This window comes from Williamsia serinedens (genome assembly GCF_024171725.1).
Lineage (GTDB): Bacteria > Actinomycetota > Actinomycetes > Mycobacteriales > Mycobacteriaceae > Williamsia_A > Williamsia_A serinedens.
The window spans coordinates 12,884-37,805 of record NZ_JAMTCG010000006.1; the positions used below are offsets into that span (position 1 = coordinate 12,884).

Here is a 24,922-nt window from a genome sequence, read left to right on the forward strand (position 1 = left end):
CACGCCGGGGCCCGTCGTCGTCTCCGGCCGCCTGTTGGGCAGTTGAAGCCGTTCGTTGGGCGGTAGGAGCACACCCGGCGCGACAACGTGCGTCCCGACTGCCCAACAGACGGTCCCAACCGCCCAACAGACGGCATGACACCCGGCTTGGGGCGGGGTGAGCGTCGAGGTGCCGGTCAGAGGGCCTTGGTCTGGCGGAGGACCCAGGCGTGCTCGAACGCGACCTCTTCCCACTGCTTGTAGCGACCGCTCACACCGCCGTGGCCGGCGGTCATCTCGGTCTTCAGCAGGATCGGGGCGTCGGAGGTGGTGTTCGCCTGCAACCGCGCGACCCACTTCGCCGCCTCGGTGTACATGACGCGCGTGTCGTTGAGCGAGGTGAGCGCCAGGATCGACGGGTACGCCTTCGCCTCGACGTTCTCGTACGGCGAGTAACTCTTCATGTACGCGTACACCTCGGGGTCCTCGAGCGGATTGCCCCACTCGTCCCACTCGATGACGGTCAGCGGCAGCGACGGGTCGAGGATCGACGTCAGCGGGTCGACGAACGGCACGACGGCCAGGATCCCGCTGAACAACTCCGGCGCCATGTTCGCGACCGCACCGATCAACAGCCCGCCCGCGGAGCCGCCCTCCCCCACCAGCTGCGAGGGCGTGGTCGCGCCCGTGTCGACGAGATGCTGTGCGGCGTCGACGAAGTCGGTGAAGGTGTTCTTCTTGGTGAGCGTCTTGCCGTTCTCGTACCAGTGACGACCCATCTCGCCGCCACCGCGGATGTGGGCGACGACGAACACGACGCCCCGGTCCAGCAGCGACAACCGCGCGATGGAGAACGCCGGGTCCATGCTCGCCTCGTACGAGCCATAGCCGTACAGCAGCGTCGGAGCAGGACGTTCGACGCCCCGCCTCGAGATCACCGACAGCGGCACCTGCGTCCCGTCGCGGGCGGTCACCCATTCGCGCCGCTGCTCGTAGTCGGCGGGGTCGTACCCGCCGAGGACGGGCTGACGCCGCAACAGGATCCGCTCGCCGGTGCGCAGGTCGAGGTCGAACACCTCCGACGGCTCGATGAAACTCGTGTACCCGATACGCAGTCGCGGCGCGGTCCACTCCGGGTTCGAGGCGAGGCCCGCGGACGAGATCTCCTGGTCGAACTCGATCTCGTCGAAGGCGATCTCGTCGTCGACGCCGACTCCGGCGAGGTCGGCGACGGCGATCCGCGGCGTCGCCGCCCGCCGGTAGCTGAGCACCAGGCGGTCCGCGAACGCGTCGACGCCCTCGATCCGACGCTCCGTGTCGTGGGGGACCACCACCCGCGTCGCCGTCGGGTCGTCGACGGGTGCGGAGAGCACCTCGAAGTTCTCGGCGTTCTCGTTGTGGGTGATCAGGAACCGGTCCTCGCCCCCGATCACGGCGTGCTCGACGTCGTACTCGATGCCGTCACGACGCGGCCAGACGACCCGGAACTCGCCGGTCGGGTCGGACGCGTCGAGGACGTGCACCTCGGACGTGATCTTCGACCCGAGCGCGATCACCAGGTACCGATCGCTCCGTGTGGTCCCCATGCCGACCCAGAACCGCTCGTCGGGCTCGTGGAACACCCGCACGTCGTCGGTCCCGGCCCCGATGTCGTGGCGCCACACCGTGTCCGGGCGCCACGCGTCGTCGACGGTGAGATAGAAGACGTGCCGCCCGTCGGCCGACCACGTCGCCCCGGGAGCGGTGTTCTCGACGGTGTCGGAGAGCAGCTCGCCGGAGGTGAGGTCCTTGAACCGCAGCGTGTACCGCTCGTCGCCGACGACGTCGACGCCGTAGGCCAGCAGGGCGCCGTCGTCGCTGACCGAGAACGAGCCCAGCGAGTAGAAGTCGGTGCCCTCCGCCTCGACGTTGGAGTCGAGCAGGACGGTCTCGCCGTCGAGCGGGTCGTCCCCGACGGTCGGCGGATCCCAGTCGTCGTCGCCGCGGATCGGGCAGCGGCAGCTGATCCCGTACTGCTTGCCCTCGACGGTGCGCGAGTAGTACCAGAAGCGGCCCCGGCGCACCGGGACCGACATGTCGGTCTCCTTGGTGCGCGCCTTGATCTCGCCGACGATGGTCGACCGCAGGTCGGCGAGTTCGGCGGTGTCGGCCTCGGTCAGCGCGTTCTGCGCCTCGAGGTAGGCGATGACCTCGGGATCGTCCTTGTCGCGCAACCACTCGTACTCGTCGACGACCACGTCGCCGTGGTGTTCGCGGGTCGTCGGGACCGTCTTCGCGGTCGGCACCGCGGGTCGCTCGGTCACAGCGCACCTCCCGGCCACTGCGCGAACGACCGGCCCGAGATCGTCTCGTACGCCTCGACGTACCGGGCGCGCGTCCGCGCGACCACATCACCCGGCAGCGGTGGCGGTGGCACGGGACCTGTTCTGTCCCAACCCGACTCGGGTCCCGTCAACCAGTTGCGCACGATCTGCTTGTCGAAGCTCGGCTGCACGACACCCGGCGTGTGGATCCCCGCGTCCCAGTACCGCGACGAGTCCGGCGTGAGCACCTCGTCGGCGAGCACCAGCGACCCGTCCGGTGCGAGACCGAACTCGAACTTGGTGTCGGCGAGGATGATCCCGCGGCTCGCCGCGAGTTCCGCGCCGCGCATGTAGATGTCGAGGGTGGCGTCGCGGAGCGCGCGGGCGGTCGGCTCGCCCACCCGCTCGACGACACCGGCGAAGTCGATGTTCTCGTCGTGGTCGCCGATCGCGGCCTTGCTCGCCGGGGTGAAGATCGGCATGGGCAGGCGCGAGGCCTCCTGCAGGCCCGGCGGCAGCGAGATCCCACACACCGATCCGGTCGCGCGGTAGTCGAGCAGACCTGACCCGGTGAGGTAGCCGCGGGCGACGCATTCCACCGGCAGCATCGGCAGTTTGCGCACCACCATCGACCGCCCGAGCTCGGCGGCCGGGATCCGCGGGTCGTCGGGTCCGCCGACGAGGTGGTTGGCGATGCCGAGCGTCTCGAACCAGAAGAACGACATCGCGGTCAGGACGCGCCCCTTGTCGGGGATGAGGCTGTCGAGCACGTGGTCGTAGGCGGAGATGCGATCCGTCGACACCATGAGCAGCGTGTCGGCGTCGATCTCGTACAGCTCGCGGACCTTGCCCGACGCCACATGGCGATAGGACTCGAGGGTGGGACGCATGGCCCAAGGCTAGTGGTGCGCGGACCGCGACCACCGCGCCTACCCTCGTCACGCATGACGACGCCCGAGGTGTCCCCACCCGCCGTGCGCATCCGCTACTGCACGCTGTGCAACTGGCTGCTGCGGGCGAACTGGATGTCGGCGGAGCTGCTGTCGACGTTCGGCACCGAGCTGGGGTCGCTCACCCTCGTGCCCGACACCGGCGGCGTCTTCACCGTCGAGGTCGACGGCAGCCCGGTGTGGGACCGCTCCGTGGACGGCGGCTTCCCCGACGCCGCCGAGCTGAAGCGCCGCGTCCGCGACGCCGCGTTCCCCGACCGCGACCTCGGGCACGGAGAGACGCGCACGTCCTGATCTGCGGGGAATGCGCGCCCGCACCGTCGTACGTTGCACCGGGGGTCCCCTGCCGACCCGAGGAGTCCCCGTGACCGACACCGACACCGCCCTGCACGACGTCCTCGTCGATGCCTTCACCCGCGCCGACGACGCCGTTGCCTCGCTCACCGACGGTGCTTCCGCCGCCGTCCTCACCCACCGCGTCGACGCCGACGCCAACACCATCGCCTGGCTGATCTGGCACTCCGCGCGCGTTCTGGACGACCACGTGACCGGCCTGACCGGCGGGGAGCAGCAGTGGCCACAGTGGCGTGACCGCTTCGACCTCCCGTTCGACGACTGGGCGACCGGCTACGGCCAGAGCAGCGACGAGGTGGCCGCCGTGCCCGGCGACGGCGACCTGCTCGCCGGCTACTTCCACGCCGTGCACCAGGCCGCGCTCGACTACATCCGCACCCTCACGCCCGACGAGGTCGAGCGCATCGTCGACGAGAACTGGGATCCGCCGGTGACCGCCGGCGTCCGGCTGGTCAGCGTCCTCAACGACATCACCCTGCACATCGGGCAGGCGCAGTTCGTCGCGGGGATCGCCGAGCGCGCGGGGATCTGACGCACGTCGGCCGGGGCGGTTCGGATCCACGTCGACGAGACTCCGCGGCGAGCGGGCGAATCCGCGCCGAACTCGGCGCGGGTTCGTCCACTGAACGCGGGTTCGCGAGAACGGCGCGGGTTCGCGAGAACGGCGCAGGTTCCCCGGCCCACCCACGACTCCGCGGCGAGCGGGCGAATCCGCGCCGAACTCGGCGCGGGAAGGTGAGTAGGCCGCCGGTGCACATGCCGGGCACGGCGAGGCGTGGCAGAAGTGCGCGCATTGCCACCGATCACCGATCGTCGGAGACGACTCGCGAGCGTGAGCTACAGGATCGGCGCGGGGGTGTAGCGCGCGGCGTCGGGGTACTGGGCGGCGAGCCGCCCGACGGCGGCGACGACGTCGGCCACCTGCTGCTCGGCGGCTCCGATGAAGGCGTGCTTGTCCGCCAGCGCTGCGTCGAGGGCCGCACGGTCGAGCGGGAGGCGGTCGTCGGCGGCGAGGCGGTCGAGAAGGTCCGGTTCGCGGCCCTCCTCGCGCATCGCCAGCGCGACGGCCACGGCGTTCTCCTTGATCGCCTCGTGCGCGGTCTCGCGTCCGACGCCGGCGCGCACCGCGGCGATGAGCACCTTCGTGGTCGCGAGGAACGGCAGGTAGCGGTCCAGTTCGTTCGCGATCACCGCCGGGTAGGCACCGAACTCGGCGAGGACCGTCAGGAACGTCTCCATCAGCCCATCGACGGCGAAGAACGCGTCGGGCAGGGCGACGCGGCGCACCACCGAGCAGAACACGTCGCCCTCGTTCCATTGCGCCCCAGCGAGCTCCGCGGTCATCGACGCGTATCCCCGCAGCACCACGGCCAATCCGTTCACCCGCTCGCAGCTGCGCGTGTTCATCTTGTGCGGCATGGCCGAACTGCCGACCTGACCCGGTTGGAAGCCCTCGGTGACCAGCTCGTGGCCGGCCATCAGCCGGATGGTGTGCGCCATCGACGACGGACCGGCGGCCACCTGCACCAGCGCGGACACCACGTCGTGGTCGAGCGATCGCGGGTACACCTGACCGACCGACGTCAGAGATCGCGAGAAGCCCAGGTGCGCAGCCACTCTCGACTCCAGCGACGCCAGCTTCTCGGTGTCGCCGTCGAACAGGTCGAGCATGTCCTGCGACGTGCCCATCGGACCCTTGATGCCGCGCAGCGGATACCGGCCGATCAGTTCGCGCAGCCGGGTGAGCGCGATGAGCAGTTCGTCGACAGCGGACGCGAACCGCTTGCCGAGCGTCGTCGCCTGGGCGGCGACGTTGTGGCTGCGACCGGCCATCACGATCGACGAGTACTGGGCGGCGCGGTCGGCGAGGCGGGCGGCCACCGCGACACCGTGGGCGTGCACATGCTCGAGCGAGCGCAGGATCTGCAGCTGCTCGACGTTCTCGGTGAGGTCGCGGCTCGTCATCCCCTTGTGGATGTGTTCGTGGCCGGCGAGCGCGTTGAACTCCTCGATGCGCGCCTTCACGTCGTGACGGGTGACGCGCTCCCGCTCGGCGATGGAGGCGAGGTCGACGTCGTCGACGACGCGCTCGTAGTCCTCGATGACCCCGTCGGGGACGTCGACGCCGAGGTCACGCTGGGCGGTGAGCACCGCGATCCACAGCCGCCGCTCGAGGACGATCTTGTGCTCGGGCGACCACAGGGTCACCAGCTCGGCCGAGGCGTAGCGCCCGGCCAGGACATCGGTGATGCGCGGCTTGTCAGACACGCGGCTCATTCTGCCCCGCCGCGGGCCGGGCACCCCAATCGCGACCGGGTCAGCGACCGCTGGGTGCGAGCGCGTCGACGACGTGGGTCAGCGCCTCGTAGGTCGCGGCGTGCACGTCGTCGACCGAGTCCGACAGGGCACGGACCACCGCACCCTCCTCGACCGCCATCAGCTGGGCGATGGACGCGGTCGCCACCGTCCGGCCCGACTTCTCCAGCACCTCGTGGTGCAGCTCGCCGAGCAGCTTGCCCCGGTTGACCAACAGCGGGCGTAGACGTGGGAACCGTTGTGCCAGAACGACGGTCTCGCAGCGGGTGGTGAGCAGCTCGCGGTCGTCGCCGACGAAGACGTCGGCGAGGGCCTCGGCCGTGGCCTCGCAGCCGCGCCGACGTCGGGTGAGATGCGAGGTGCGGTCGCGGATCGCGTCCATGTCGTCGTGACAGACGTGGGACACCGCCTCGACGACGAGATCCTCGAGCGACTCGAAGTAGTACGTGGTCGAGGCGAGCGGCAACCCCGCGCGATCGGCGACGGCGCGGTGACGGACGGCGTCAAACCCGCCCTCCACCAGCAGATCTCCGGCCGCCGCGATGAGACGGGCACGACGTCGCAGACCCTTGGGAGTCGCTGCTGACGTCATGGGGGACATGCTGCCAAACCGCGGGTCACCGGCGACGCGTTTTCGCAGGTCTGATGACCTTCGGCGGCGTGTTGGCCCCGGCCACGCCGGAGCGGTCAGCCCCGCGTCAGCACCGGCGCGAGCAGTTCGAGTCCCCGGGCGATGTCGGAGCGGTCGCCAGCGAAGCTGAGACGGATGGTGCGCGAGCCACGCACGGTGTCGAAATCGACTCCCGGGGCGATCGCGACACCGGTGGATGCGAGCACCTGCCGGCACCAGGCGAGGCTGTCGTCGGTGACGTGGCCGACGTCGGCGTAGAGGTAGAACGCGCCGTCGGGAGGGGCGATCTCGGTGACCCCGAGGTCGGCGAGCCCGGCGATCAGCGCATCCCGGTTCGCGGTGTAGCGGGCCACGTGGGCGTCGCACTCGGCGAGCGACACGTCGTCGAACGCGGCCACCGCGGCGATCTGCGACAGCGTCGGCGGGCAGATGGTGAGGTTCGCGGTGAGGCGTTCGACGGCACGCCGGTACCGCTGCGGCACCAGCATCCACCCGAGCCGCCACCCGGTCATGCAGAAGTACTTCGACATCGACCCCATGACCACGGCCTCCCGCGAGGTGGACCATGCGCACGACGTCGCCGGCGCTCCCGGGTGCTCGATGCCGTGGTAGATCTCGTCGGAGATGAGCAGGGTGCCGCGGTCCTCGCACCACCGCGCCAGCGCGGCGAGGTCGTCGGGCGGGATGATCGTGCCCGTCGGGTTGGCGGGGCTGGCGACGATGAGGCCCGCCGGCGGTTCGCCGAGCGCGTCGAGCATGTCGACGGTCAGCCGGTAGTCCGCCTCCGCCCCGCAGTCGAGTTCGACGACCTCGCATCCCAGCGCGCTCAGCGCGTTGCGGTAGGCGGGATATCCCGGGCGCAGCAGCACGACGCGATCGCCGGGCGAGAACGCGGCCAGGAAGATCAGGGTGAACGCGCCCGACGACCCCGTGGTGACGATGACGTCCGACGCGTTGACGTCGAGTCCGTACCGACGGCGATGGTGACCGGCGATCGCGCCGCGGATGGCGGCCGTGCCCGACGACTCGGTGTAGCCCAGCAGGTCGGCGTCGATCGCCTCCCGGACCGCGCGCCGCACCGGTTCCGGCGCCGGCGTCGACGGTTGTCCGGCCGCCAACGAGACCACCTCGAGGCCCGCGTCACGGCGTGCCGCACCGGCGGCGAGCACGTCCATGACGTGGAACATCGCGATGTCGGAGCGGGCGGACGGCGCGGGCGCGAGCGGGCCGGGACGCGGGAAGGCCATGGGTCGCACTGTAGGCGAGAGCCGGTATCCTCTGGACTCGTCACGAGCCGTTCGACGACGCCCCGCAGGACGTCGTCGGATCCTGCCGGAAGAGGGGTATGCGCGCAGTCGACCGACGCACCGTCCTGGGTGCGGGCGCCGGGATCGGCGCCCTGCTCGCGCTCGGTGCGTGCAGCCGCGACGACGACGGGACCCCGCGCCGTCAGGCGCAGACGCGCACGCAGGACGAGGTGTCGCCGGAGTCCACGCCGACCACGACCTCGCGACCGGGTGACCCGGAGCTGATCACCGGCAGTTTCCGCTCGACGAAGATGCTGGGTCGCGAGACGCGCTGGATCGTCGCCCGGCCACCGGGCGTCGTCGGGACGCTGCCGGTCGTCGTCGTGCTGCACGCGCTGAACACCGACGAGAAGACCGCGTTCATCTCCAGCCTGCAGATGCACCGCTACCTGGCGCAGTCGGTCGCGGCCGGCACGGCGCCGTTCGCGCTGGCCGCCCCGGACACCGGTCGGAACTACTACCACCCGCGGCTCGACGGGACCGATGCCGCGGCGATGGTCGTCGACGAGTTCCTGCCCATGCTCGCGTCGAACCCCACCCTGGGGCTCTCGACCGAGCGGATCGGCCTGTACGGGTGGTCGATGGGCGGCTACGGGGCGCTGCGTCTCGGCGCGATCCTCGGCCCGCGTCGCGTGGCGGCGATCGCGGCGAGCTCGCCCGCGCTGTGGGGCGACCCGCGGACGTTCCCGCCGCGGGCGTTCGACAGTCCCGAGGACTACCGCGCCAACTCCCTGTTCGGCCAGCAGGGTGCGTTCGCGCAGATCCCGCTGCTCATCGACATCGGCGCGAGCGACCAGTTCTACCTGTACACGCGGCAGTGGATGGCGGGACTGCACCCGCCCGCGGCGTTCTCGACCTCACCGGGCGGCCACAACAACCGGTTCTGGCGCAGCGTCCTGCCCGACCAGATGGCCTTCCTCGGCCGCAACCTCGCCGCCTGACCTCGTTCCCACTGCCCAACGGATCGTTCCTGCTGCCCAACAGATCGTTCCTGCTGCCCAACAGACGGCGGTTCCCGACGTCGAGTGGGCGGTAACGGACGTCGAGTGGGCGGTAACGGACGTCGACTGGGCGGTTACGGACGTCGACTGGGCGGTTCCCGACGTCAGGGGATGGTGATACGGCCTTCGAGGGCGGCCAGACCGATGTCGGTGCGGTGGTGCGAGCCGGCGAGACGGATCCCGGCGACGCGGTCGTAGGCCTGCGCGCGGGCCGCGGCGAGGTCGTCGCCGACGCCGACGACCGCCAGCACCCGACCACCCGACGACACGACCGACCCGTCCGCGTCGACCTTCGTCCCCGCGTGCAGCACACCGTCGACGTCGGCGCCGGTGATCGTGTCACCCGTCCGCGGGGTGCCGGGGTAGTTCTCCGCGGCGACGACGACGGTGACCGCGGATCCCTCGCGCCAGCGCAGGGGGCCGAGCTCGGCGAGACGGCCGGTGGCCGTGGCGTCCAGCGCCTCACCGAGCGGTGACTCGAGCAGCGCCAGCACGGCCTGCGTCTCGGGATCGCCGAAGCGACAGTTGAACTCGACGACCGCGGGCCCGTCGGCCCCGATCGCCAGGCCGGCGTACAGCAGACCGCTGAACGGGCAACCGCGAGAACTCATCTCGCGCGCGACGGGCTCGACGACGTCGTCGACGATCCGCTGGACCATGGCCTCGGGCAGCCACGGCAGCGGCGTGTAGGCGCCCATGCCTCCGGTGTTCGGGCCCTGGTCCCCGTCGCCGACGCGCTTGTGGTCCTGCGCGGGCAGGAGCGGGACGACGTCGGTGCCGTCGACGAGGCAGAACAGCGACACCTCGGGGCCGTCGAGGAACGATTCCAGCAGTACCGGGTGACCAGCTTCGAGCAGGTCGGCGGCGTGCGCGCGGGCGGCGGCTCGATCGGCCGAGACGACGACCCCCTTGCCGGCGGCGAGTCCGTCGTCCTTGACGACCCACGTCGGGCCGAAGCGGTCGAGCGCCGCGTCGAGATGTGCTGGGTTGTCGACGATCTCGCTGTGCGCGGTCCGTACGCCCGCAGCGGCCATCACGTCCTTGGCGAACGCCTTCGAGCCCTCGATCCGCGCGGCGGCTGCGCTCGGACCGAACGTCGCGATCCCCGCCTCCCGCAACGCGTCGGCGACGCCGAGCACCAGGGGGACCTCCGGCCCGACGACCACGAGGTCGGCGCCGATCTCGCGGGCGAGGGCGACCACGGCGTCCGACGAGGCGACGTCGACGGGATGGTTGGTGGCGATCGAGCGGGTACCGGCATTGCCGGGCGCGACGTGCAGGTCGTCGACGCCGGGGTCGGCCGTCAGGCCCAGGAGCAGGGCGTGTTCGCGTCCACCGGATCCGATCACCAGAACTCGCACGGGGGTGGACTCTACCGTCGCGTCCCGGGGCCTACCCCGACCGCAGGCGCAGGAGGGCCTCGGCGCGGTGCCGGGTCCCGACCGCCTCGTCGACGGCGACGATCCCGACCGGCGCGACGGCCGCGACGACCAGCGCCCACACCACCGACATCCCGGCGGCCGCGGCCGCGACGGCCACGCCGAGGATCACCAGCCCGGCCAGTGTCAGCGCGGCGTTGAGGACGTCGAACTCGACCAGGTACGAGTACGTGAGGGTGAGCATCACGAAGTAGACGGCCAGGGGCACGGCCACCGCCGCCACGGCCACCTCGGCCCCGATGTCCGCGTGGTGTTCGAGGTACAGGGCCGCGACGTGCAGTCCGGCACCGACGGCCGCGATCGCCATGAACACCAGGATGTGCGAGTACCCCCAGGCGAAGCACTTGGACCGGTCGGCCTCCAGCGCGTCCCCGGCGGGCACGACAAAGTAGATCCACCACAGCGAGAACGTGATCGCCACCCCCGCGAGGCCCAGCACAGCCGTCTCGACGGTCCAGCCCTGCTCCGCGATCACCGACTGCAGCGCGACCGCCGTCCCGACGATCCCCTCCCCCAGGGTGATGATCGCGAGCAGTCCGTACCGCTCGGCGATGTGGTGCGGGTGCCACGGGGTCGGCATGCGCCGTTCGGCCACGAACGGCCCTGCCAGCTCGACGCCCACCAGCACGACGGTCGCGATCGCGGTCGGGAGCAACGACATCTCGAGGACGATGACGACCACCCATCCGACCTGGGCGACGAGGATCGCGGCGGCGTACGTCAGGCAGGTGCGGCGGTACTGCTCACTCTGCGACGCGGCCCGCAGCCACTGCACCAGCATCGCCACACGCATCACGACGTACCCGAGCACCAGGACGCGGTTGTCGAGGTGGTCCCCGGAGTCCAGCGACTCGAACACCGGCGCGATGCCCAGCGACAGGACGAGCACCCCGCCCATCTGCACCATCGTCACCACGCGGAACACCCAGTCGTCGGTGTCGAAGGCGGAGGCGAACCAGGAGAAGTTGATCCAGGCCCAGATCGTCGCGAACGAGGAGAAGAGGAATCCTGCGACCGCTGTGCGGTAGTGCCCCTCGGCGAGGTACTCCGCCACCTGCACGCCGGCGACGGAGAACGCCACGACGAACGTCAGGTCGAAGAACAGTTCCAGGTCCGACGCCGTCCGACCGTCCTCGTGGTGATCGCGGCCGGTCATGCGACGGATCCGGTGCGCCACCGAGGGCACGGTTCCAGCGGTCATGGGTCCTCCCGGTCAAAGACGTCGCGTCGACGATCGGGGGCCGAGCCCCCGGGTGACCGTATAGCGGACGACCGCGCGGCGCGGATCAGACCGCGGCGGAGGGAGCCTCGGGGTGGCACGTCGACGCGGCGGCGCACAGCGCTGCCGTGTCGAGGCGGAACGACCGCCGCCACCGCCACACGCGCGACCAGCGGGACCAGGACATGCCGACCACCCTGGCGCGGCCGGACGGGTGGCACCAGGGTTGGCGTCAGCGTGATCGCAGCATCAGGCGACGACGCGTGCGACGAAGGCCGCGATGTTCTCCCGGACCCGGGCGATCTTGCTGTCGACGTCGAGGTCGTCGCGGTACTGCTTGCCCAGCGACGGTGTCCGAGTCCCCCGCGCGTAGGCCGGGCAGGCGAGGTCGGAGCAGATGTAGGCGCCGACCGAGTCGCCCTTGCGGCCCGCGGCCCCGGCCTTCGCGGCCGTCATGAGCGCGACACCGCCCGACGGGTGGGTGGTCTGACAGATGGTGCACATCTGGGCGCGTCGCGAGGAGCCGGATGCGTGCCGCAGAGCGACGCCTGTCACGCCGTCGTCGCCGGGAACCACGACGTAGGAGCGCCCCGCGAAGGTGGCGTCGGACCAGCCGAGGAAGTCGAGCGCGTCCCAGTCGAGGGAGTCGAGATCCGACGGGACCGACATGCGCTTGGCGTCGCCCTTGGAACAGTTGACGAACGACGACCGGATCTCGGCCTCGGACAGCGGGAGCATGGTCTTTCCTCACACGACGGGACACCGTCGTCCGACGGTGCGCGGACGACGCTATCGGCGCGGCCCTGAGCACCACAAAGGGATTTTCGTCGCCGGCGGGCCGCCTTGCGTTCATCGGACGCCAAACCCTTCTGCCCGGCCCCGCACCGCGACACCGTGGGCGGCGTCAGTTCACTTTCTTGGGCAGGAGAACACACATGGCATCCACCACCCGATCCGCCGCGGTGATCGGCGCCGGGATCGCCGGGACCACAGCGGCTCTCGGCCTCGTCGACGCCGGGTTCGACGTCACGCTGTACAGCGACCGCGACCGGAGGTCGCTGCGTGACGACGTCCCGCCGACCGGCACGGCCGTCCTCTTCGGCAAGTCGAAGGACTACGACGCCTCCATCATCGAGGACCTGTACTCCGTCGGGAACACCAGCGGGATCAGTGCGCGGCTGTACGCCGGGGACGGCGCCGACCGCGCCCAGGTGTTGGAGTTCAACCCCGACTTCCACTACGACACGCAGGCCGTCGACGTCCGTCTGCGCTCCGACGACCGGCTCGGCCGGTTCCTGGAGCGCGGCGGCAGGTTCGAGGTGCGGTCCGTCGACCCGACGGTGCTCGACGAGATCGCCGGGTCGCACGACCTGACGCTCGTCGCGACCGGCAAGGGTGGTCTCGCGCAGCTCTTCGGCGTCGACGAGTCCCGAACCGTGTACGACCGGCCGCAGCGCCACCTGCTCCAGATCGTCCTGAAGGGACTCGACCAGGGCGAGGACGTGTTCGCCTACCGCAACCGCGAGGGTGGCAAGCACGACCTCTACAACCTCGACGCCGACAACGGCGAGGCGTGGCTCGGTCCGTACCTCCACAAGGACGAGGGCGTCACCTGGGCGTTCCTCGGTTTCGCGAAGCCCGAGGGCCAGTGGGTCGACCGATTCGCCGGCGCGACCGACCGCGAGTCGGCGCGACAGATCGTGCTCGATCTCTACCGCGACTACTTCCCGCACGACCTCCCCGAGGTCGAGAAGCTCGAGATCGTCGAGTCCGACGAGAAGTCATGGGCGAAGGGCGCGGTCACGCCGGTCGTCCGCAATGCGACGGCCACCACCGCGAGCGGTCACGTCGTCGCGGCGATCGGTGACACGGCCATCGCCGTCGATCCCGTCGCGGGCCAGGGCGCGCAGAACGCACTGGTGCAGGTGTCCGAGCTGGTGAGAGCGGCTGCCGCGCACGACGGCCCGTTCACCGCGGACTGGCTGTCGGAGCGGTTCGAGGAGTTCTGGGAGCTGCGCGGACACGCGGCCGTCGAGGTCACGCGCCTGTTCCTCGGACACCCCGACTACGCGGAGCACCTCGAGCTCGCGTTCCCCGCGGCCGCGGTCAACACCGACATCGCGTCGGCGCTGTTCGGGCTGCTGTCGGACCCGAACCCGTTGCTGACCTTGAAGACCCGCGACGACATCCTCGGCTTCATCTCCGCCGTCGCCGGCGAGCCCGCCGAGGACGTCCTGGCGAAGTTCAGTCCCGCAGGCGACTTCACGCGCGCGGAGCCGGTCCCGGCCTGAGCTCTCCCCTCACGCACACCGCCCGCGACGAGCAATCGTCGCGGGCGGTGTCGTGTGCACGGTCGATGGGAAGTACTGCACGTGCGACGGGATCTGGTGCACGCTCGGGGCAGTAGGCAGTAGGCAGTAGGCAGTGAGGCGGTCAGGCCGGCAGGCCCCAGGCCTTCGCGAGGAGTTCGTAGGAGCGGAAGCGGTCGCGCTCGTCGTGGGTGATGCTGGTGACGACGAGTTCGTCGGCACCGAGACCCCGGGCGAGGGTCTGCAGACCGTCGACGACGGTGTCCGGCGACCCGACGATCTGGGTGCGCGTCCGGTCGGACACCACCGCCAACTGATCATCGGTGAGCGGTTGTGCTGCAGCGGGATACGGCTGCGCGCCGCGCCCGGTGCGGATGTCGTACACCCAGCTGCCGAAACCTGCGGCGAGGTCGCGGGCGGTCTCGTCGTCGTCGGCGACGACCACATCCGCCGACGCGATCACGTACGGCTCCGACAGGTGTTCCGACGGCCGGAACGCGGCGCGGTAGGCCTCGACCGCGTCGAGCGCCCCGGACGGGACGATGTGGTACGCCGCGACGAACGGCAGGCCCCGCTCCCCCGCCACCCGGGCGCTCTGGCCACCGCTGCTGCCGAGCACCCACACGGCGACGTCGGCCTCGGCGGCCTGCCAGGACCGCAGCGGCGCCGGGGTGTCCGAGTTCGGCGGCGTGACCGCATAGGTGCCGTCGAACATCGCCAGCACGGCGTCGACGGCATCGTCGAAGTCGGGGATCTGCGAGCCGGGGAACACGAGCGCCTCGGTGGACGCGGCGATGGTCGGCGACCCGAGCAGTTCCTTCGGGATCGGGAACGGCGCCGGGATCAGCAGACCGTCGACGACGCGGTCCTCCTCCGGCGGCCCCGACGGCGGCTTCGGGGCCTTCGGCCCCGTGGACTCGGCGCGCCGTTGCACCGACCGCCCCAGCCCGAGGTCGAGACGGCCGGGGTGCAGGGCGTCGATGGTGGCGAAGGCCTCGACGGCGGCGACCGGCGTGGTGAACCCGATCAGCACAGCCGCGGACCCCACGCGGATGGTCGAGGTGTTCGCGGCCACCAGACCGACGAGCGTGGCGGGCGACGCTCCCGCGACGGCGGCGAAGTGGTGCTCGGCCAGCCAGTAACGTCGGTAGCCCCACTGCTCGGCTGCGACGGCCAGGTCGACGGTCGTCCGAAGGGCCTGGGCCGCGGTCCCACCCTCGGGGATCGGCGAGAGGTCCAGCACGGACAACGGCAGGGGTGGGGCAGAGGTCACCTGATCATGTCTAGCGCGCATCGGCGTCGTCGCGCCCGGGTTCCGGTCACCGTGATCGCATGTCCCGTCCGTGGGATCAGCTGTGCCACCGTCGTGGTTCGCATCGAGGAGTGACGACGAGGAGTCCCGGTGACCGATTCGACTGACCACATCCACCTCGTGGTGGCCCTGGAGGGTGCCGGCTGGCACCCGGCGGCCTGGCGCGAGGAGACCGCACGTCCGGACGAACTGTTCGGCGCCCGCTACTGGGTGGACCTCGTCGCGACCGCCGAACGCGCTGCGATCGACGCGGTGACCATCGAGGACTCGTTCGGTCTGCGACCGACGAAGCGGCGTGACCTGGAGCCTCGCACCGACCTGGTGTCGGGCCACCTCGACGCTGTCCTGCTGGCCAATCGCCTCGCGCCGACGACGTCGCACATCGGGTTCCTGCCGACGGCGGTGGTGACGCACACCGAGCCGTTCCACACGTCGAAGGCGATCGCGACGCTCGACCACGTGAGCAGCGGTCGCGCCGGGGTGCGACTGCAGGTGTCTGCCCGGCCGCACGAGGCGGCGCTGTTCGGGCGTCGGACATTCCCCGAGGGATCGGCGTCGGATCCCACGGACCCCGCGAACGGCGCCCTCGTCGGCGACCTGTTCCGCGAGGCCCACGACTACGCGGAGGTGCTGCGCCGGCTCTGGGATTCGTGGGAGGACGACGCCGAGATCCGCGACGTCGCCACCGGACGGTTCGTCGACCGCGACAAGCTGCACTACATCGACTTCGAGGGTCCGTGGTTCTCTGTGCGCGGGCCGTCCATCACCCCACGGTCCCCGCAGGGCCAGCCCGTGATCGCGGCGCTCGGCCACCAGGCGGTGCCGTTCGAGTTCATCGGCGAATCCGCCGACATCGGGTTCATCACACCGCGTGACCTCGACGAGGCGGCCGACATCGTCGCGGCCGTCGACGCCGCGCACCGTGCGGCCGACCGGAGCGATCCGGTGCGGGTTCTCGTCGACCTGCTCGTCGTGCTCGGTGACACCACCACCGCGGCGCAGGACCGTCTCGCTCGTCTCGACGACCGTTTCGGGTCCCCTGTCCGCTCCGACGCCGAGATCGTCGTCGGCACCGCCGCCGACGTCGCCGACCGCATCGCCGAACTGACCGCGGTCGACGGGATCTCCGGCGTGCGCCTCCGTCCCGCACGTCTTCCCGACGACCTCACGCGCATCGCCGACGATCTCGTGCCGGAGCTGCGCCGCCGCGGACTGTTCCGGGACGAGTACGCCGAATCGTCACTGCAGGAACGGTTCGGACTGGACCCCCACCCCGCCAACCGCTACGCGACGACAGGAGGCGCGTCGGCATGACCAAGCAGGTGCACCTGGCGGCCCACTTCCCGGGCGTCAACAACACCACGGTGTGGAGCGACCCCGCCGCGGGCAGCCACATCGACTTCTCGTCGTTCGTCCACTTCGCGCAGACCGCGGAGCGGGCGAAGATGGACTTCCTGTTCCTCGCCGAGGGACTCCGACTGCGGGAGCAGAACGGGAAGATCTACGACCTCGACGTCGTCGGCCGCCCGGACACGTTCGCGATCCTCTCCGCGCTCGCGGCGGTGACGACGCACCTGGGCCTGGCGGGCACCATCAACTCGACGTTCAACGAGCCCCTCGAGGTGGCACGACAGTTCGCGACGCTGGACCACCTCAGCGACGGGCGTGCGGCGTGGAACGTGGTGACGTCGTGGGACGAGTTCACCGGGGAGAACTTCCGCCGTGGTGGGTACCTCCCGCAGAGCGAGCGGTACACGCGCGCACAGCAGTTCCTGCAGGTCGCCACCGAGCTGTGGGACTCGTGGCGCGACGACGACATCGTCGCCGACAAGCAGTCGGGTCGGTTCCTGGCCCGCCCGGACGTCGGCTCGTTCTCGCACACCGACTCCCAGTTCGACATCGCCGGCCAGTTCCCGGTGCCGCGCAGCCCGCAGGGCCGGCCGGTGATCTTCCAGGCGGGTGACTCCGACGCCGGGCGCGACTTCGCGGCGCAGCGCGCCGACGCGATCTTCTCGCGCCACGCCACCTACGACGAGGGCCGTGCCTTCTTCGCCGACGTGAAGGGCCGCCTCCCCGGGTTCGGGCGGCGCCCCGAGGACCTGCTGATCCTCCCGGCCGCGACCTTCGTGCTCGGCGACACCGACGCCGAGGCCGCCGACATCGCCCACGAGGTGCGGCTGCAGCAGGTCAGCGGCGCGACGGCGATCGCGTTCCTCGAACAGATGTGGAACCGCGACCTGTCCGACCACGACCCCGACGGGCCGCTGCCCACGGTCGACCCGGTGCCCGGTGAGAACACCGTGGCCCGCGGCCGCGCGAGCGTGCGTCACCATCGCGACCCGATCGAGGTGGCACGCGAGTGGCGTGCGATCGCCGAGGCGAAGAACCTGACCACCCGGGAACTGATCGTCGAGGTGACGAGTCGGCAGAACTTCGTCGGGTCGCCGCAGACCGTCGCCGACACCATCGACCGCTTCGTGCAGGACGACGTCTCCGACGGGTTCATCCTCGTCCCGCACATCACCCCCGGTGGGCTCGACCGGTTCGCCGACGACGTCATCCCACTGCTGCAGGAGAAGGGCGTCTACCGCACGGAGTGGGAGGGCACGACGTTGCGCGACAACCTCGGCCTGACCCACGCACCGGTCACCGGCTGAACCGACCCGCGCGGCTAGGGTTCCGCGCATGCAGCTACGCCACGACGTCATCGGTGACGGTCCGACGCTCGTCCTCGTGCACGGGGTGATCCACCGCCGCCAGGCGTGGTCAGTGGTGGCCGATCTCCTGGCGCCGTATCGCCGGGTGGTCGTCGTCGACCTGCCGGGGCACGGCGAATCCGACGACTTCGACCAGCCCGGCAGCGAGCGGATCGCGATGATGCTCGACGAGCTGAGCGCGTTCGTGCAGCAGGTCGGGGACGGCAGCGGCCCCGCGCATGTCGCGGGGAACTCGCTCGGCGGGTACCTCGCGCTGTGTCTCGCCGCGCGGGGTGAGGTAGCGACGGCGACGGCGTTGTCGCCGGCCGGGTTCTGGCGCGGTCACGGTGAGCAGTCCCGCGCGATCGGACGCTTCACGGCCCTCCGCGCGGCGGCGTCGACGATGGGTGAGCGCGCACCGTCGCTGTTCCGCAGCCGACTGGTGCGCTACCCGTCCCTCGCACCGTTCTTCGCCCACCCCAGCCACGTCTCGTACGAGAACGCCGTCGTCGACCTGAACTCGTTGCGCACCAACACCGCACTCGACGACGGCATCGACGCGCAGTTCGTCTTACCGTCCGTCACCGATCCGTCGGTGCCGGTCACCGTCGCCTGGGGCACGCGCGACCTGATCCTGCCCGCGCGGCAACGACATCGGGTGCGCGACCACTTCCCACAGGCGCGCGTCATCACGGTCCCGGGTGTCGGCCACGTCCCCATGACCGACAACCCGGAACTGATCGCCTCGATCCTGCTGGCCGGGAGCACCGTCCCGACGGCGGGTTTTACTTCGGGTCGGTGAGGTCGTACAGGGTGACCGACCCGACCGTGCGCGGTGTGTAGTTCGCCTCGACCCACGACCGGATGTCGGACGCGGTGCCGCGGGCGTTCATGCCGCCGCCGAAACCACCACCGCCACCGATGAACCAGTGGATCTTGCCCTCTCGCACGTACTGCTGGAACTGCGCGAGTGTGGGCGACGGGTCGCTGCCGTTGAAGCCGCCGATCGGCATGACCGGGTCCTGCGTCGCCAGCTGATAGCCGGACGCCGAGTTCGACCCCACGGCCGCCGCGACCCAGGTGTAGCGGTCGGCGTCGCGTTCGAGCAGCGCGGTGAGTTCGGCCGACGGTCGCGATCCCTCCAGGAGACCGCCGCCGGGACCACCCATGCCACCACCCATCGCCTCGGCGAACGCCGCGAACGGGTTGGCCGCGTTCTGGCCGCCCGGACCCGTCTGGCCGCTCAGCCGGCCGGGCTGACCGGGTTGCCCGAACTGGCCCGGCTGACCGAACTGCCCTTGCTGCCCCCCGAACTGCCCTTGCTGCCCGCCGAACTGGCCGGGCTGACCGAACTGCCCGCGCTGGCCGAACCGGCCCGGACCACCGTGCCCACCGGGGCCGAAGCCACCGGCGACCCGGGGTCCGGCGCTGATGATCGACCCGCTCACCGACGTCGACACGGTGTCGATCGCATAGGCGGCGGGGCCGGCGAGCCCGAGGATCACGGCGAGCGCAGCACCGATGGCGGCGACCCGCGGAATCCGTGTGAGCAGTACGGCGATCGCGGCGACGATGGCGCCGACGAGGACCACCCATCGCAGCCACGGCACGAAGTCCGCGGACCGGTCGAGCAGGACGTAGGCCATGACCCCCGTCGCGACGACCGACGCGGCCAGCACGATCCTGGCCCAGACGCGTCGTCGCTCCTGCCAACACATCCATCCGGCGGCGCCGACGACGCCGGCGACCGCCGGTGCCAGCGCCACGGTGTAGTACGCGTGGAAGATGCCCGACATGAAGCTGAAGGTCAGGTAGGTCACGACCAGCCACAGGAGCATCACGACGAGCAGTGCGCGACGGAGGTCGGTGCGGGCGGCGCGGCCGCAGATGACCAGGGCCGCGACACCGAGGATGATCGCGGCGGGGATCAACCAGGCGATCTGGCCGCCCTGTTCGGGCTGGAACATCCGCCAGAAGCCGGTCTCACCCCACATGCCGCCACCCCGACCGCCTCCAAGACCTCCGGCGGGGAAGCCCGCGGCGCGGGCGAACTCGCTGAACGCGGCCCGGTTGCCGCCTCCGCCCGGCAGCGTGCTCCCGGTCTCGTTGCCGGTGAGGCGCCCGAATCCGTTGTAGCCGAACGTCAACTCGAGGATCGAGTTGTGCTGCGACCCGCCGATGTACGGGCGCGAGTCCTTCGGCCACAGCGTGACGGCGAGAACCCACCAGCCGGCAGCCACGACGAGCGCCAGCCCGGCGGCGAGCAGATGGCCGATGCGCTTGACCCAGGTGTGCTGCCCGAACGCGAGGTAGGTGAGGGCGAGCGGCGGGATGACGAGGAACACCTGCAACTGCTTGGTGAGGAACCCGAACCCGACGAACACGCCGGTCAGCACCATCCACCGGATGCGGCCGTCCTCGATACCCCGCATCGTCGCCCACACCGCGGCCAGCATCAGGAGTACGAGCAACGCGTCGGGGTTGTCGAACCGGAACATCAACGCCGCCACGGGCGTCAGGGCGAGCGCGAGCCCGGCGAGCAGGCCGGCCTGCCAGCCCGCGTACCGGCGGACGATGACGTACAGCAGGGCGACGGACGCCACGCCCATCAGCGCCTGCGGCACCAGGACCGACCAGGAGTTCAGACCGAAGATGCGGACCGCGATGCCCGGGATCCACAGGGACATCGGGGGTTTGTCGACGGTGATCGAGTTCGCGGCGTCGGACGAGCCGAAGAACCACGCCTTCCACGAGACCGAGCCGGCCTGGATCGCGGCCGCGTAGAACGAGTTGCCCCAGCCGTTCGCGGACAGGTTCCACAGGTACAGGATCGCCGTACCCGTGAGCAGGGCACCGAGGCCCCACCGGTCCGGTCGGGCGAGGCGGCGCCCCGCAGCCGGGGTCGGCTGCGGGGCGTCGATGCGGGTGGTGTCGAGGGTGTCGGTCACGGTGTCGCTCCGGCGGGGACGTCGTCGTCGCCGTTCTCCCGGAACACCCAGCGCAGGGCCACGAACCGGGTGAGGGTGGCGACGAGGTTGGCGATGATGAGGACGGCGAGCTGCACGTGCTTCGACGCACCGGGTGCCGTCGTCTCGAGGATCCACAGTGACCCGGACGTGAGTGCCCAGCCGAAGACGAACACCACGAAACCCTGCAGGTGGTGACGGGCGGCGCCGTCACGCCCCTTCACACCGAAGGTGAAGGCACGGTTGGCCGCGGTGTTGCCGACGGCCGTGACGAGCAGCGCGACGAAGTTCGCGGCCTGCGCGCCCATCACCGGGTGGAGCAGCAGGTACAGCACCGCGAACGCGATCGTGGAGATCACGCCGATCACGGCGAAGCGGACGAGCTGCCCGACCATCCCGCGCGGCACGCCGGCCACCTGCGGGTCGTCGAACCGGTTGCGTCCCAGCGTGCGTCGGAGGTCGGCCACGGGGAGGTCACCCTTCGCGAGGGCGCGTCCGACGCGCCAGCAGCCCTGCAGGTCCTTGACCGCGGTGTCGACGATGTCGACCTTGGAGTTCGGGTCGTCGACCCAGTCGACGGGCACCTCCGCGATGCGCAGGCCGACACGCTCGGCGAGCACGAGCACCTCGGTGTCGAAGAACCAGCCGGTGTCGGCCACGTAGGGCAGCAACGCCTTCGCGACGTCGCCGCGCATCGCCTTGAAGCCGCACTGGGCGTCGGAGAACTTCGCACCCATCGTGGTGCGCAGGATCAGGTTGTAGCTGCGGGAGATGAACTCGCGCTTGGCGCCGCGGACCACCCGCGACGAGCGGGACAGCCGCGACCCGATGGCCACGTCCGAGTGCCCGGACAGCAGCGGGGCGACCAGCGGCATGAGTGCGTTGAGGTCGGTGGACAGATCGACATCGCAGTAGGCGACGACGGTGGCGTCACTGGCGGTCCACGTCGCGTTCAGGGCGCGACCCCGGCCCTTCTGGTCGAGATGGACGACGCGGACGCAGTCCATGGTCTGCGCGAGCTCGACCGCCACCGCGAGCGTGGCGTCGGTGCTGGCGTTGTCGGCGATCGTGATGCGGGCCGAGTACGGGACGCGCGTCCTGAGGTGCTCGGCGAGGCGCTCCACGCACGACGCGAGGTCGGCCTCCTCGTTGTAGACCGGGACCACGACGTCGAGCGCCGGGGTCCTCGGGGTGCGGTCGTGGACGACCGTCATCGCGGGGGCGCCGGCTCCGTCGGGACGCGACGCCCCGGCTGACCGGTCGATGGTCTCTGCTGTCATGCCAGAGACTCTCGTTCCCGCCGCTGACGTGCCTCTGCGCGCAGACTGTCAGATTCCTGTGAGCGCTCCCGGCGGCGTCGATCCGGTCATCGCTGTCCGATTCCCGCGCCGAGACGACGCGCGGGGGTCACGGTGACCACGGACCCACGCCAGGACGCGGATCTCGGACAGATCGCACGGTCGCCGGGTCTCAGTCGGCGGTGTGGGCGTCCTCGCCGGCGGCGCGCAGGGCCGCGCGGATCTTCTCGGCGGCCTCGTCGAGCGCGGCGGGATCGGGGTCCTTCTCCGCGTTCGCCAGGTCGAACGTCTCCAGCGAGTGGGCCGGGAAGACGTGGATGTGCAGGTGCGGCACCTCGAGGCCGGCGATGAGCAGGCCCATCCGGGGCGCGTCGAAGGCATCGCGGGTGGCCCGGCCGATGGTCTGCGCGACCGTCGTGAGGTGCGCGAACACGCCGGTGTCGACCTGCTCCCAATGATCGATCTCCTCGCGGGGCACCACCAGCACGTGACCGGGGGTGACGGGGTTGATCGTCAGGAAGGCGACGGCGGTGTCGTCCTTCCACACGAACCGTCCGGGGATGTCCCCGTTGATGATCATGGTGAAGACCGATGCCATGCGCCGATCGTAACGGCGCGACCGGTCGCCTCAGTCGGTGCGCGGGATGCGGACCCAGAAGGTCGCCCCGCCGCCGGGGGTGTCCTCGACGCCGACGCGGCCACCGTGTGCGTCGACGATGGCCGCGACGATCGACAGTCCGAGGCCGCTGCCGCCGGGCGCACCGCCCCGGAAGCGTGACGAGTCGCCGCGGTAGAAGCGTTCGAAGACACGGCTGCGGTCCTCGGGGCTCAGCCCCGGACCGGTGTCGACGACCTCGATCAGCGCCCACGACTCCTCGGTGCCGACGCGCGTGACGATGGACGCCTCGTCGGGCGTGTGCCGGATCGCGTTCGTCAGCAGGTTGCTGAGCACCTGGGTGAGTCGCGGCGCGTCCCCGACCACCATCGGGACACCGGGACCGTCGATGATCTCGACCGAGATCTCGCGCCGGGGCGCCGTCGCGCGCGCGCTGTGCACCGCGTCGGACGCCAGCGAGAGCAGATCGACCGGTGCTCGCTCGAGCGGTCGCTGGGCGTCGAGCCGCGCGAGCATCAGCAGTTCCTCGACGAGCAGTCCCATCCGACTCGCCTCGTGCTCGATCCGCGACATCAACTGGTCGGTGTCGGTCATCGCGCCCTGCCGGTAGAGCTCGGAGAACCCTCGGATCGACGTCAACGGGGTGCGAAGTTCGTGACTGGCGTCGGCGACGAACCGGCGCATCAGATCCTCCGAGGCCCGGGCCTGCTCCTCCGACGCCGCCGTCTTCGCGAACGCCGTCTGGATCTGGTGCAGCATCGCGTTCAGCGACATCGCGAGGCTGCCGACCTCGGTGTTCGGGGCGGACTCGGGGACGCGGTGGTCCAGGTCGCCCCCGGCGATCTGTTCCGCGGTCTCCTCGACGCGACGCAGCGGCCGCAGGCTGGTGCGGACGAGGACGTACCCCAGGCCGCCGACCACGACCATCACCGCGAGCCCGATCCCGAGCTGCAGCCAGATGAGGCGCTGCACGGTGTCGACGACGTCGGTGAGCTTCACCGCGACGATCGAGGTGCCGTACTCGTTGACCGTCTTCACCACCCGCCACTGCGTGGACGAGCCGTCCGCCGATCCGACGGTCTGCGGTGAGGTCCGCAACCGGTCGATGTCGCCGAGTGCGGGCGTCCCACCGACGTCGTTGACGGTGAACTCTCCGCCGTCGGGCCGGATCACCTGGATCCAGTACGGCGACGGTGGGCGACGCTCGTCCTGAGGCGGGCCGAGGCGGTCGTTTCCGCGGGGCCGGGCCCAGCCGTCGGCCGCACCCATCAGCGCGTTGTCGGTGCGGTCGACGAGACGGTTCTCCATCGCCGACGTCACCGACACCCCGGAGACGAGGAGTCCGACGGCGAGCACCACCACCATGAGCGCGACCAACGACACCCGCAGCGGGATGCCCCGACGACGTCGGGTCTCGCCGGACGTGCCCGGCGCGATGAGCGCAGGAGCGGTCACCGCGGCTCGCGCATCACGTACCCCACACCCCGCAGGGTGTGGATGAGGCGCTTCTCCCCGGTGTCGACCTTCCGGCGCAGGTAGGAGACGTACGACTCGACGACGTTGACCTCACCGCCGAAGTCGTAGTTCCACACGTGGTCCAGGATGCGCGGCTTCGACAGCACCGTGCCGGCGTTGATCATGAAGTAGCGCAGCAGAGTGAACTCGGTCGGCGAGAGCGCGACCAGTTCGCCGTTCTTCCACACCTCGTGGGTGTCGTCGTCGAGCTCGATGTCGGCGAACGTGATCCGGCTCGGCTCGGGCTCCTTCTCGCCGAATCCGCTGCGCCGCAATATCACCCGCAGTCGGGCCACGACCTCTTCGAGGCTGAACGGCTTGGTGACGTAGTCGTCGCCGCCGATGGTGAGTCCGGTGATCTTGTCCTCCATCGAGTCCCGCGCGGTGAGGAACAGCGCGGGGGCGTCGACGCCGTCGGCGCGCAGGCGACGCAGTAGCCCGAACCCGTCCATCCCGGGCATCATCACGTCGAGCACGAGGGCGTCGGGTCGGAAGGATCGTGCCTTGTCGATCGCGGCGGGCCCGTTCGCCGCCGTCGCGACGTCGAAGTTCTGGAACTTGAGCGACACCGACAACAGCTCGAGGATGTTGGGCTCGTCGTCGACGACGAGGACCCGGGCACCGGAATCAGACATGCTGCCACCTTCCGCCGTCGCGCTGGGCCGAGCCTGCGAGGAACCTGCATGGTTCCTGTGAACCCTCACCAGGGTC

Annotated in this window: 21 protein-coding genes; 7 read left to right on the forward strand and 14 right to left on the reverse strand. The window is 70.7% G+C overall.

Annotated elements, in window-relative coordinates:
• Positions 1 to 176: 176 nt before the first annotated feature.
• Positions 177 to 2,282, reverse strand: coding sequence for a S9 family peptidase (locus LX12_RS15920; RefSeq protein ID WP_253655573.1), 2,106 nt, complete (start codon positions 2,280 to 2,282; stop codon positions 177 to 179).
• Positions 2,279 to 3,172, reverse strand: coding sequence for a phosphoribosylaminoimidazolesuccinocarboxamide synthase (locus LX12_RS15925; protein WP_253655574.1), 894 nt, complete (start codon positions 3,170 to 3,172; stop codon positions 2,279 to 2,281). The genes LX12_RS15920 and LX12_RS15925 overlap by 4 nt, the downstream gene beginning before the upstream one ends.
• A 54-nt stretch (positions 3,173 to 3,226) precedes the next feature.
• On the opposite strand from LX12_RS15925, the gene LX12_RS15930 reads away from it, so the two are divergent.
• Entirely contained in the window at positions 3,227 to 3,526 is a 300-nt protein-coding gene (locus tag LX12_RS15930) for an Rdx family protein (protein ID WP_301284716.1), read from the forward strand.
• 70 nt (positions 3,527 to 3,596) lie between these two features.
• Positions 3,597 to 4,118, forward strand: a complete 522-nt coding sequence (locus tag LX12_RS15935; protein ID WP_253655575.1) for a mycothiol transferase — start codon at positions 3,597 to 3,599, stop codon at positions 4,116 to 4,118.
• A gap of 305 nt (positions 4,119 to 4,423) precedes the next feature.
• On the opposite strand, the gene purB is transcribed toward LX12_RS15935, so the two are convergent.
• The 3 genes from purB to LX12_RS15950 all read right to left on the reverse strand — a co-directional run bounded on the left by purB (position 4,424) and on the right by LX12_RS15950 (position 7,780).
• Complete coding sequence (gene purB, locus LX12_RS15940; RefSeq protein ID WP_372505057.1) at positions 4,424 to 5,854, reverse strand: adenylosuccinate lyase; 1,431 nt, start codon at positions 5,852 to 5,854, stop codon at positions 4,424 to 4,426.
• Between the two features lie 49 nt (positions 5,855 to 5,903).
• A complete protein-coding gene (locus tag LX12_RS15945) occupies positions 5,904 to 6,494 on the reverse strand; it encodes a TetR/AcrR family transcriptional regulator (RefSeq protein WP_308214025.1) in 591 nt (196 codons plus the stop codon).
• A gap of 95 nt (positions 6,495 to 6,589) precedes the next feature.
• Positions 6,590 to 7,780, reverse strand: a complete 1,191-nt coding sequence (locus LX12_RS15950) for an aminotransferase class I/II-fold pyridoxal phosphate-dependent enzyme (RefSeq protein WP_253655578.1) — start codon at positions 7,778 to 7,780, stop codon at positions 6,590 to 6,592.
• 98 nt (positions 7,781 to 7,878) lie between these two features.
• Here LX12_RS15950 and LX12_RS15955 point away from each other — a divergent pair, with 98 nt between their 5' ends.
• Complete coding sequence (locus LX12_RS15955) at positions 7,879 to 8,781, forward strand: alpha/beta hydrolase-fold protein (protein ID WP_253655579.1); 903 nt, start codon at positions 7,879 to 7,881, stop codon at positions 8,779 to 8,781.
• Positions 8,782 to 8,945: 164 nt separating this feature from the next.
• On the opposite strand, the gene purD is transcribed toward LX12_RS15955, so the two are convergent.
• From purD to LX12_RS15970, 3 genes are all read right to left on the reverse strand, one after another.
• On the reverse strand, positions 8,946 to 10,202 hold the full coding sequence (purD, locus tag LX12_RS15960) for a phosphoribosylamine--glycine ligase (RefSeq protein WP_253655580.1): 1,257 nt from the start codon (positions 10,200 to 10,202) through the stop codon (positions 8,946 to 8,948).
• 31 nt (positions 10,203 to 10,233) lie between these two features.
• Positions 10,234 to 11,481 carry a low temperature requirement protein A gene (locus LX12_RS15965; protein ID WP_253655581.1) on the reverse strand — a complete coding sequence of 416 codons (1,248 nt, stop codon included), beginning with the start codon at positions 11,479 to 11,481 and terminating at the stop codon, positions 10,234 to 10,236.
• A 267-nt stretch (positions 11,482 to 11,748) separates the two neighbouring features.
• Complete coding sequence (locus LX12_RS15970) at positions 11,749 to 12,237, reverse strand: FBP domain-containing protein (protein ID WP_253655582.1); 489 nt, start codon at positions 12,235 to 12,237, stop codon at positions 11,749 to 11,751.
• A 197-nt stretch (positions 12,238 to 12,434) separates the two neighbouring features.
• Between LX12_RS15970 and LX12_RS15975 the strand changes: the two genes are divergently transcribed.
• Positions 12,435 to 13,790: a styrene monooxygenase/indole monooxygenase family protein gene (locus LX12_RS15975; protein ID WP_253655583.1), complete on the forward strand. Its 1,356-nt coding sequence runs from the start codon at positions 12,435 to 12,437 to the stop codon at positions 13,788 to 13,790.
• Between the two features lie 142 nt (positions 13,791 to 13,932).
• On the opposite strand, the gene LX12_RS15980 is transcribed toward LX12_RS15975, so the two are convergent.
• Positions 13,933 to 15,081 carry an LLM class flavin-dependent oxidoreductase gene (locus LX12_RS15980; protein ID WP_253655584.1) on the reverse strand — a complete coding sequence of 383 codons (1,149 nt, stop codon included), beginning with the start codon at positions 15,079 to 15,081 and terminating at the stop codon, positions 13,933 to 13,935.
• Positions 15,082 to 15,210: 129 nt separating this feature from the next.
• Here LX12_RS15980 and LX12_RS15985 point away from each other — a divergent pair, with 129 nt between their 5' ends.
• Genes LX12_RS15985 through LX12_RS15995 form a run of 3 tightly spaced genes read left to right on the forward strand, consistent with a single transcriptional unit; the run spans position 15,211 to position 18,618 of the window.
• A complete protein-coding gene (locus LX12_RS15985) occupies positions 15,211 to 16,434 on the forward strand; it encodes an LLM class flavin-dependent oxidoreductase (protein WP_253655585.1) in 1,224 nt (407 codons plus the stop codon).
• The gene (locus tag LX12_RS15990; protein ID WP_253655586.1) at positions 16,431 to 17,777 is read left to right on the forward strand and encodes an NtaA/DmoA family FMN-dependent monooxygenase; all 1,347 of its coding nucleotides are present in this window, start codon (positions 16,431 to 16,433) and stop codon (positions 17,775 to 17,777) included. The genes LX12_RS15985 and LX12_RS15990 overlap by 4 nt, the downstream gene beginning before the upstream one ends.
• Positions 17,778 to 17,805: 28 nt before the next feature.
• Positions 17,806 to 18,618, forward strand: a complete 813-nt coding sequence (locus tag LX12_RS15995) for an alpha/beta fold hydrolase (RefSeq protein WP_253655587.1) — start codon at positions 17,806 to 17,808, stop codon at positions 18,616 to 18,618.
• On the opposite strand, the gene LX12_RS16000 is transcribed toward LX12_RS15995, so the two are convergent.
• From LX12_RS16000 to LX12_RS16020, 5 genes are all read right to left on the reverse strand, one after another.
• On the reverse strand, positions 18,602 to 20,764 hold the full coding sequence (locus tag LX12_RS16000) for an ArnT family glycosyltransferase (protein ID WP_253655588.1): 2,163 nt from the start codon (positions 20,762 to 20,764) through the stop codon (positions 18,602 to 18,604). The two genes, LX12_RS15995 and LX12_RS16000, sit on opposite strands and share 17 nt — an antisense overlap.
• Positions 20,761 to 22,062 (reverse strand): bifunctional glycosyltransferase family 2/GtrA family protein, encoded by a 1,302-nt coding sequence (locus LX12_RS16005; protein ID WP_372505058.1) that lies wholly within the window; start codon positions 22,060 to 22,062, stop codon positions 20,761 to 20,763. Before LX12_RS16005 ends, LX12_RS16000 begins: the two co-directional genes overlap by 4 nt.
• A 190-nt stretch (positions 22,063 to 22,252) precedes the next feature.
• A complete protein-coding gene (locus LX12_RS16010; protein WP_253655589.1) occupies positions 22,253 to 22,678 on the reverse strand; it encodes an HIT family protein in 426 nt (141 codons plus the stop codon).
• A 30-nt stretch (positions 22,679 to 22,708) separates the two neighbouring features.
• Entirely contained in the window at positions 22,709 to 24,061 is a 1,353-nt protein-coding gene (locus tag LX12_RS16015; protein ID WP_253655946.1) for a sensor histidine kinase, read from the reverse strand.
• Positions 24,062 to 24,147: 86 nt separating this feature from the next.
• Positions 24,148 to 24,846 (reverse strand): response regulator transcription factor, encoded by a 699-nt coding sequence (locus tag LX12_RS16020; protein ID WP_253655590.1) that lies wholly within the window; start codon positions 24,844 to 24,846, stop codon positions 24,148 to 24,150.
• Between the last annotated feature and the right edge of the window lie 76 nt (positions 24,847 to 24,922).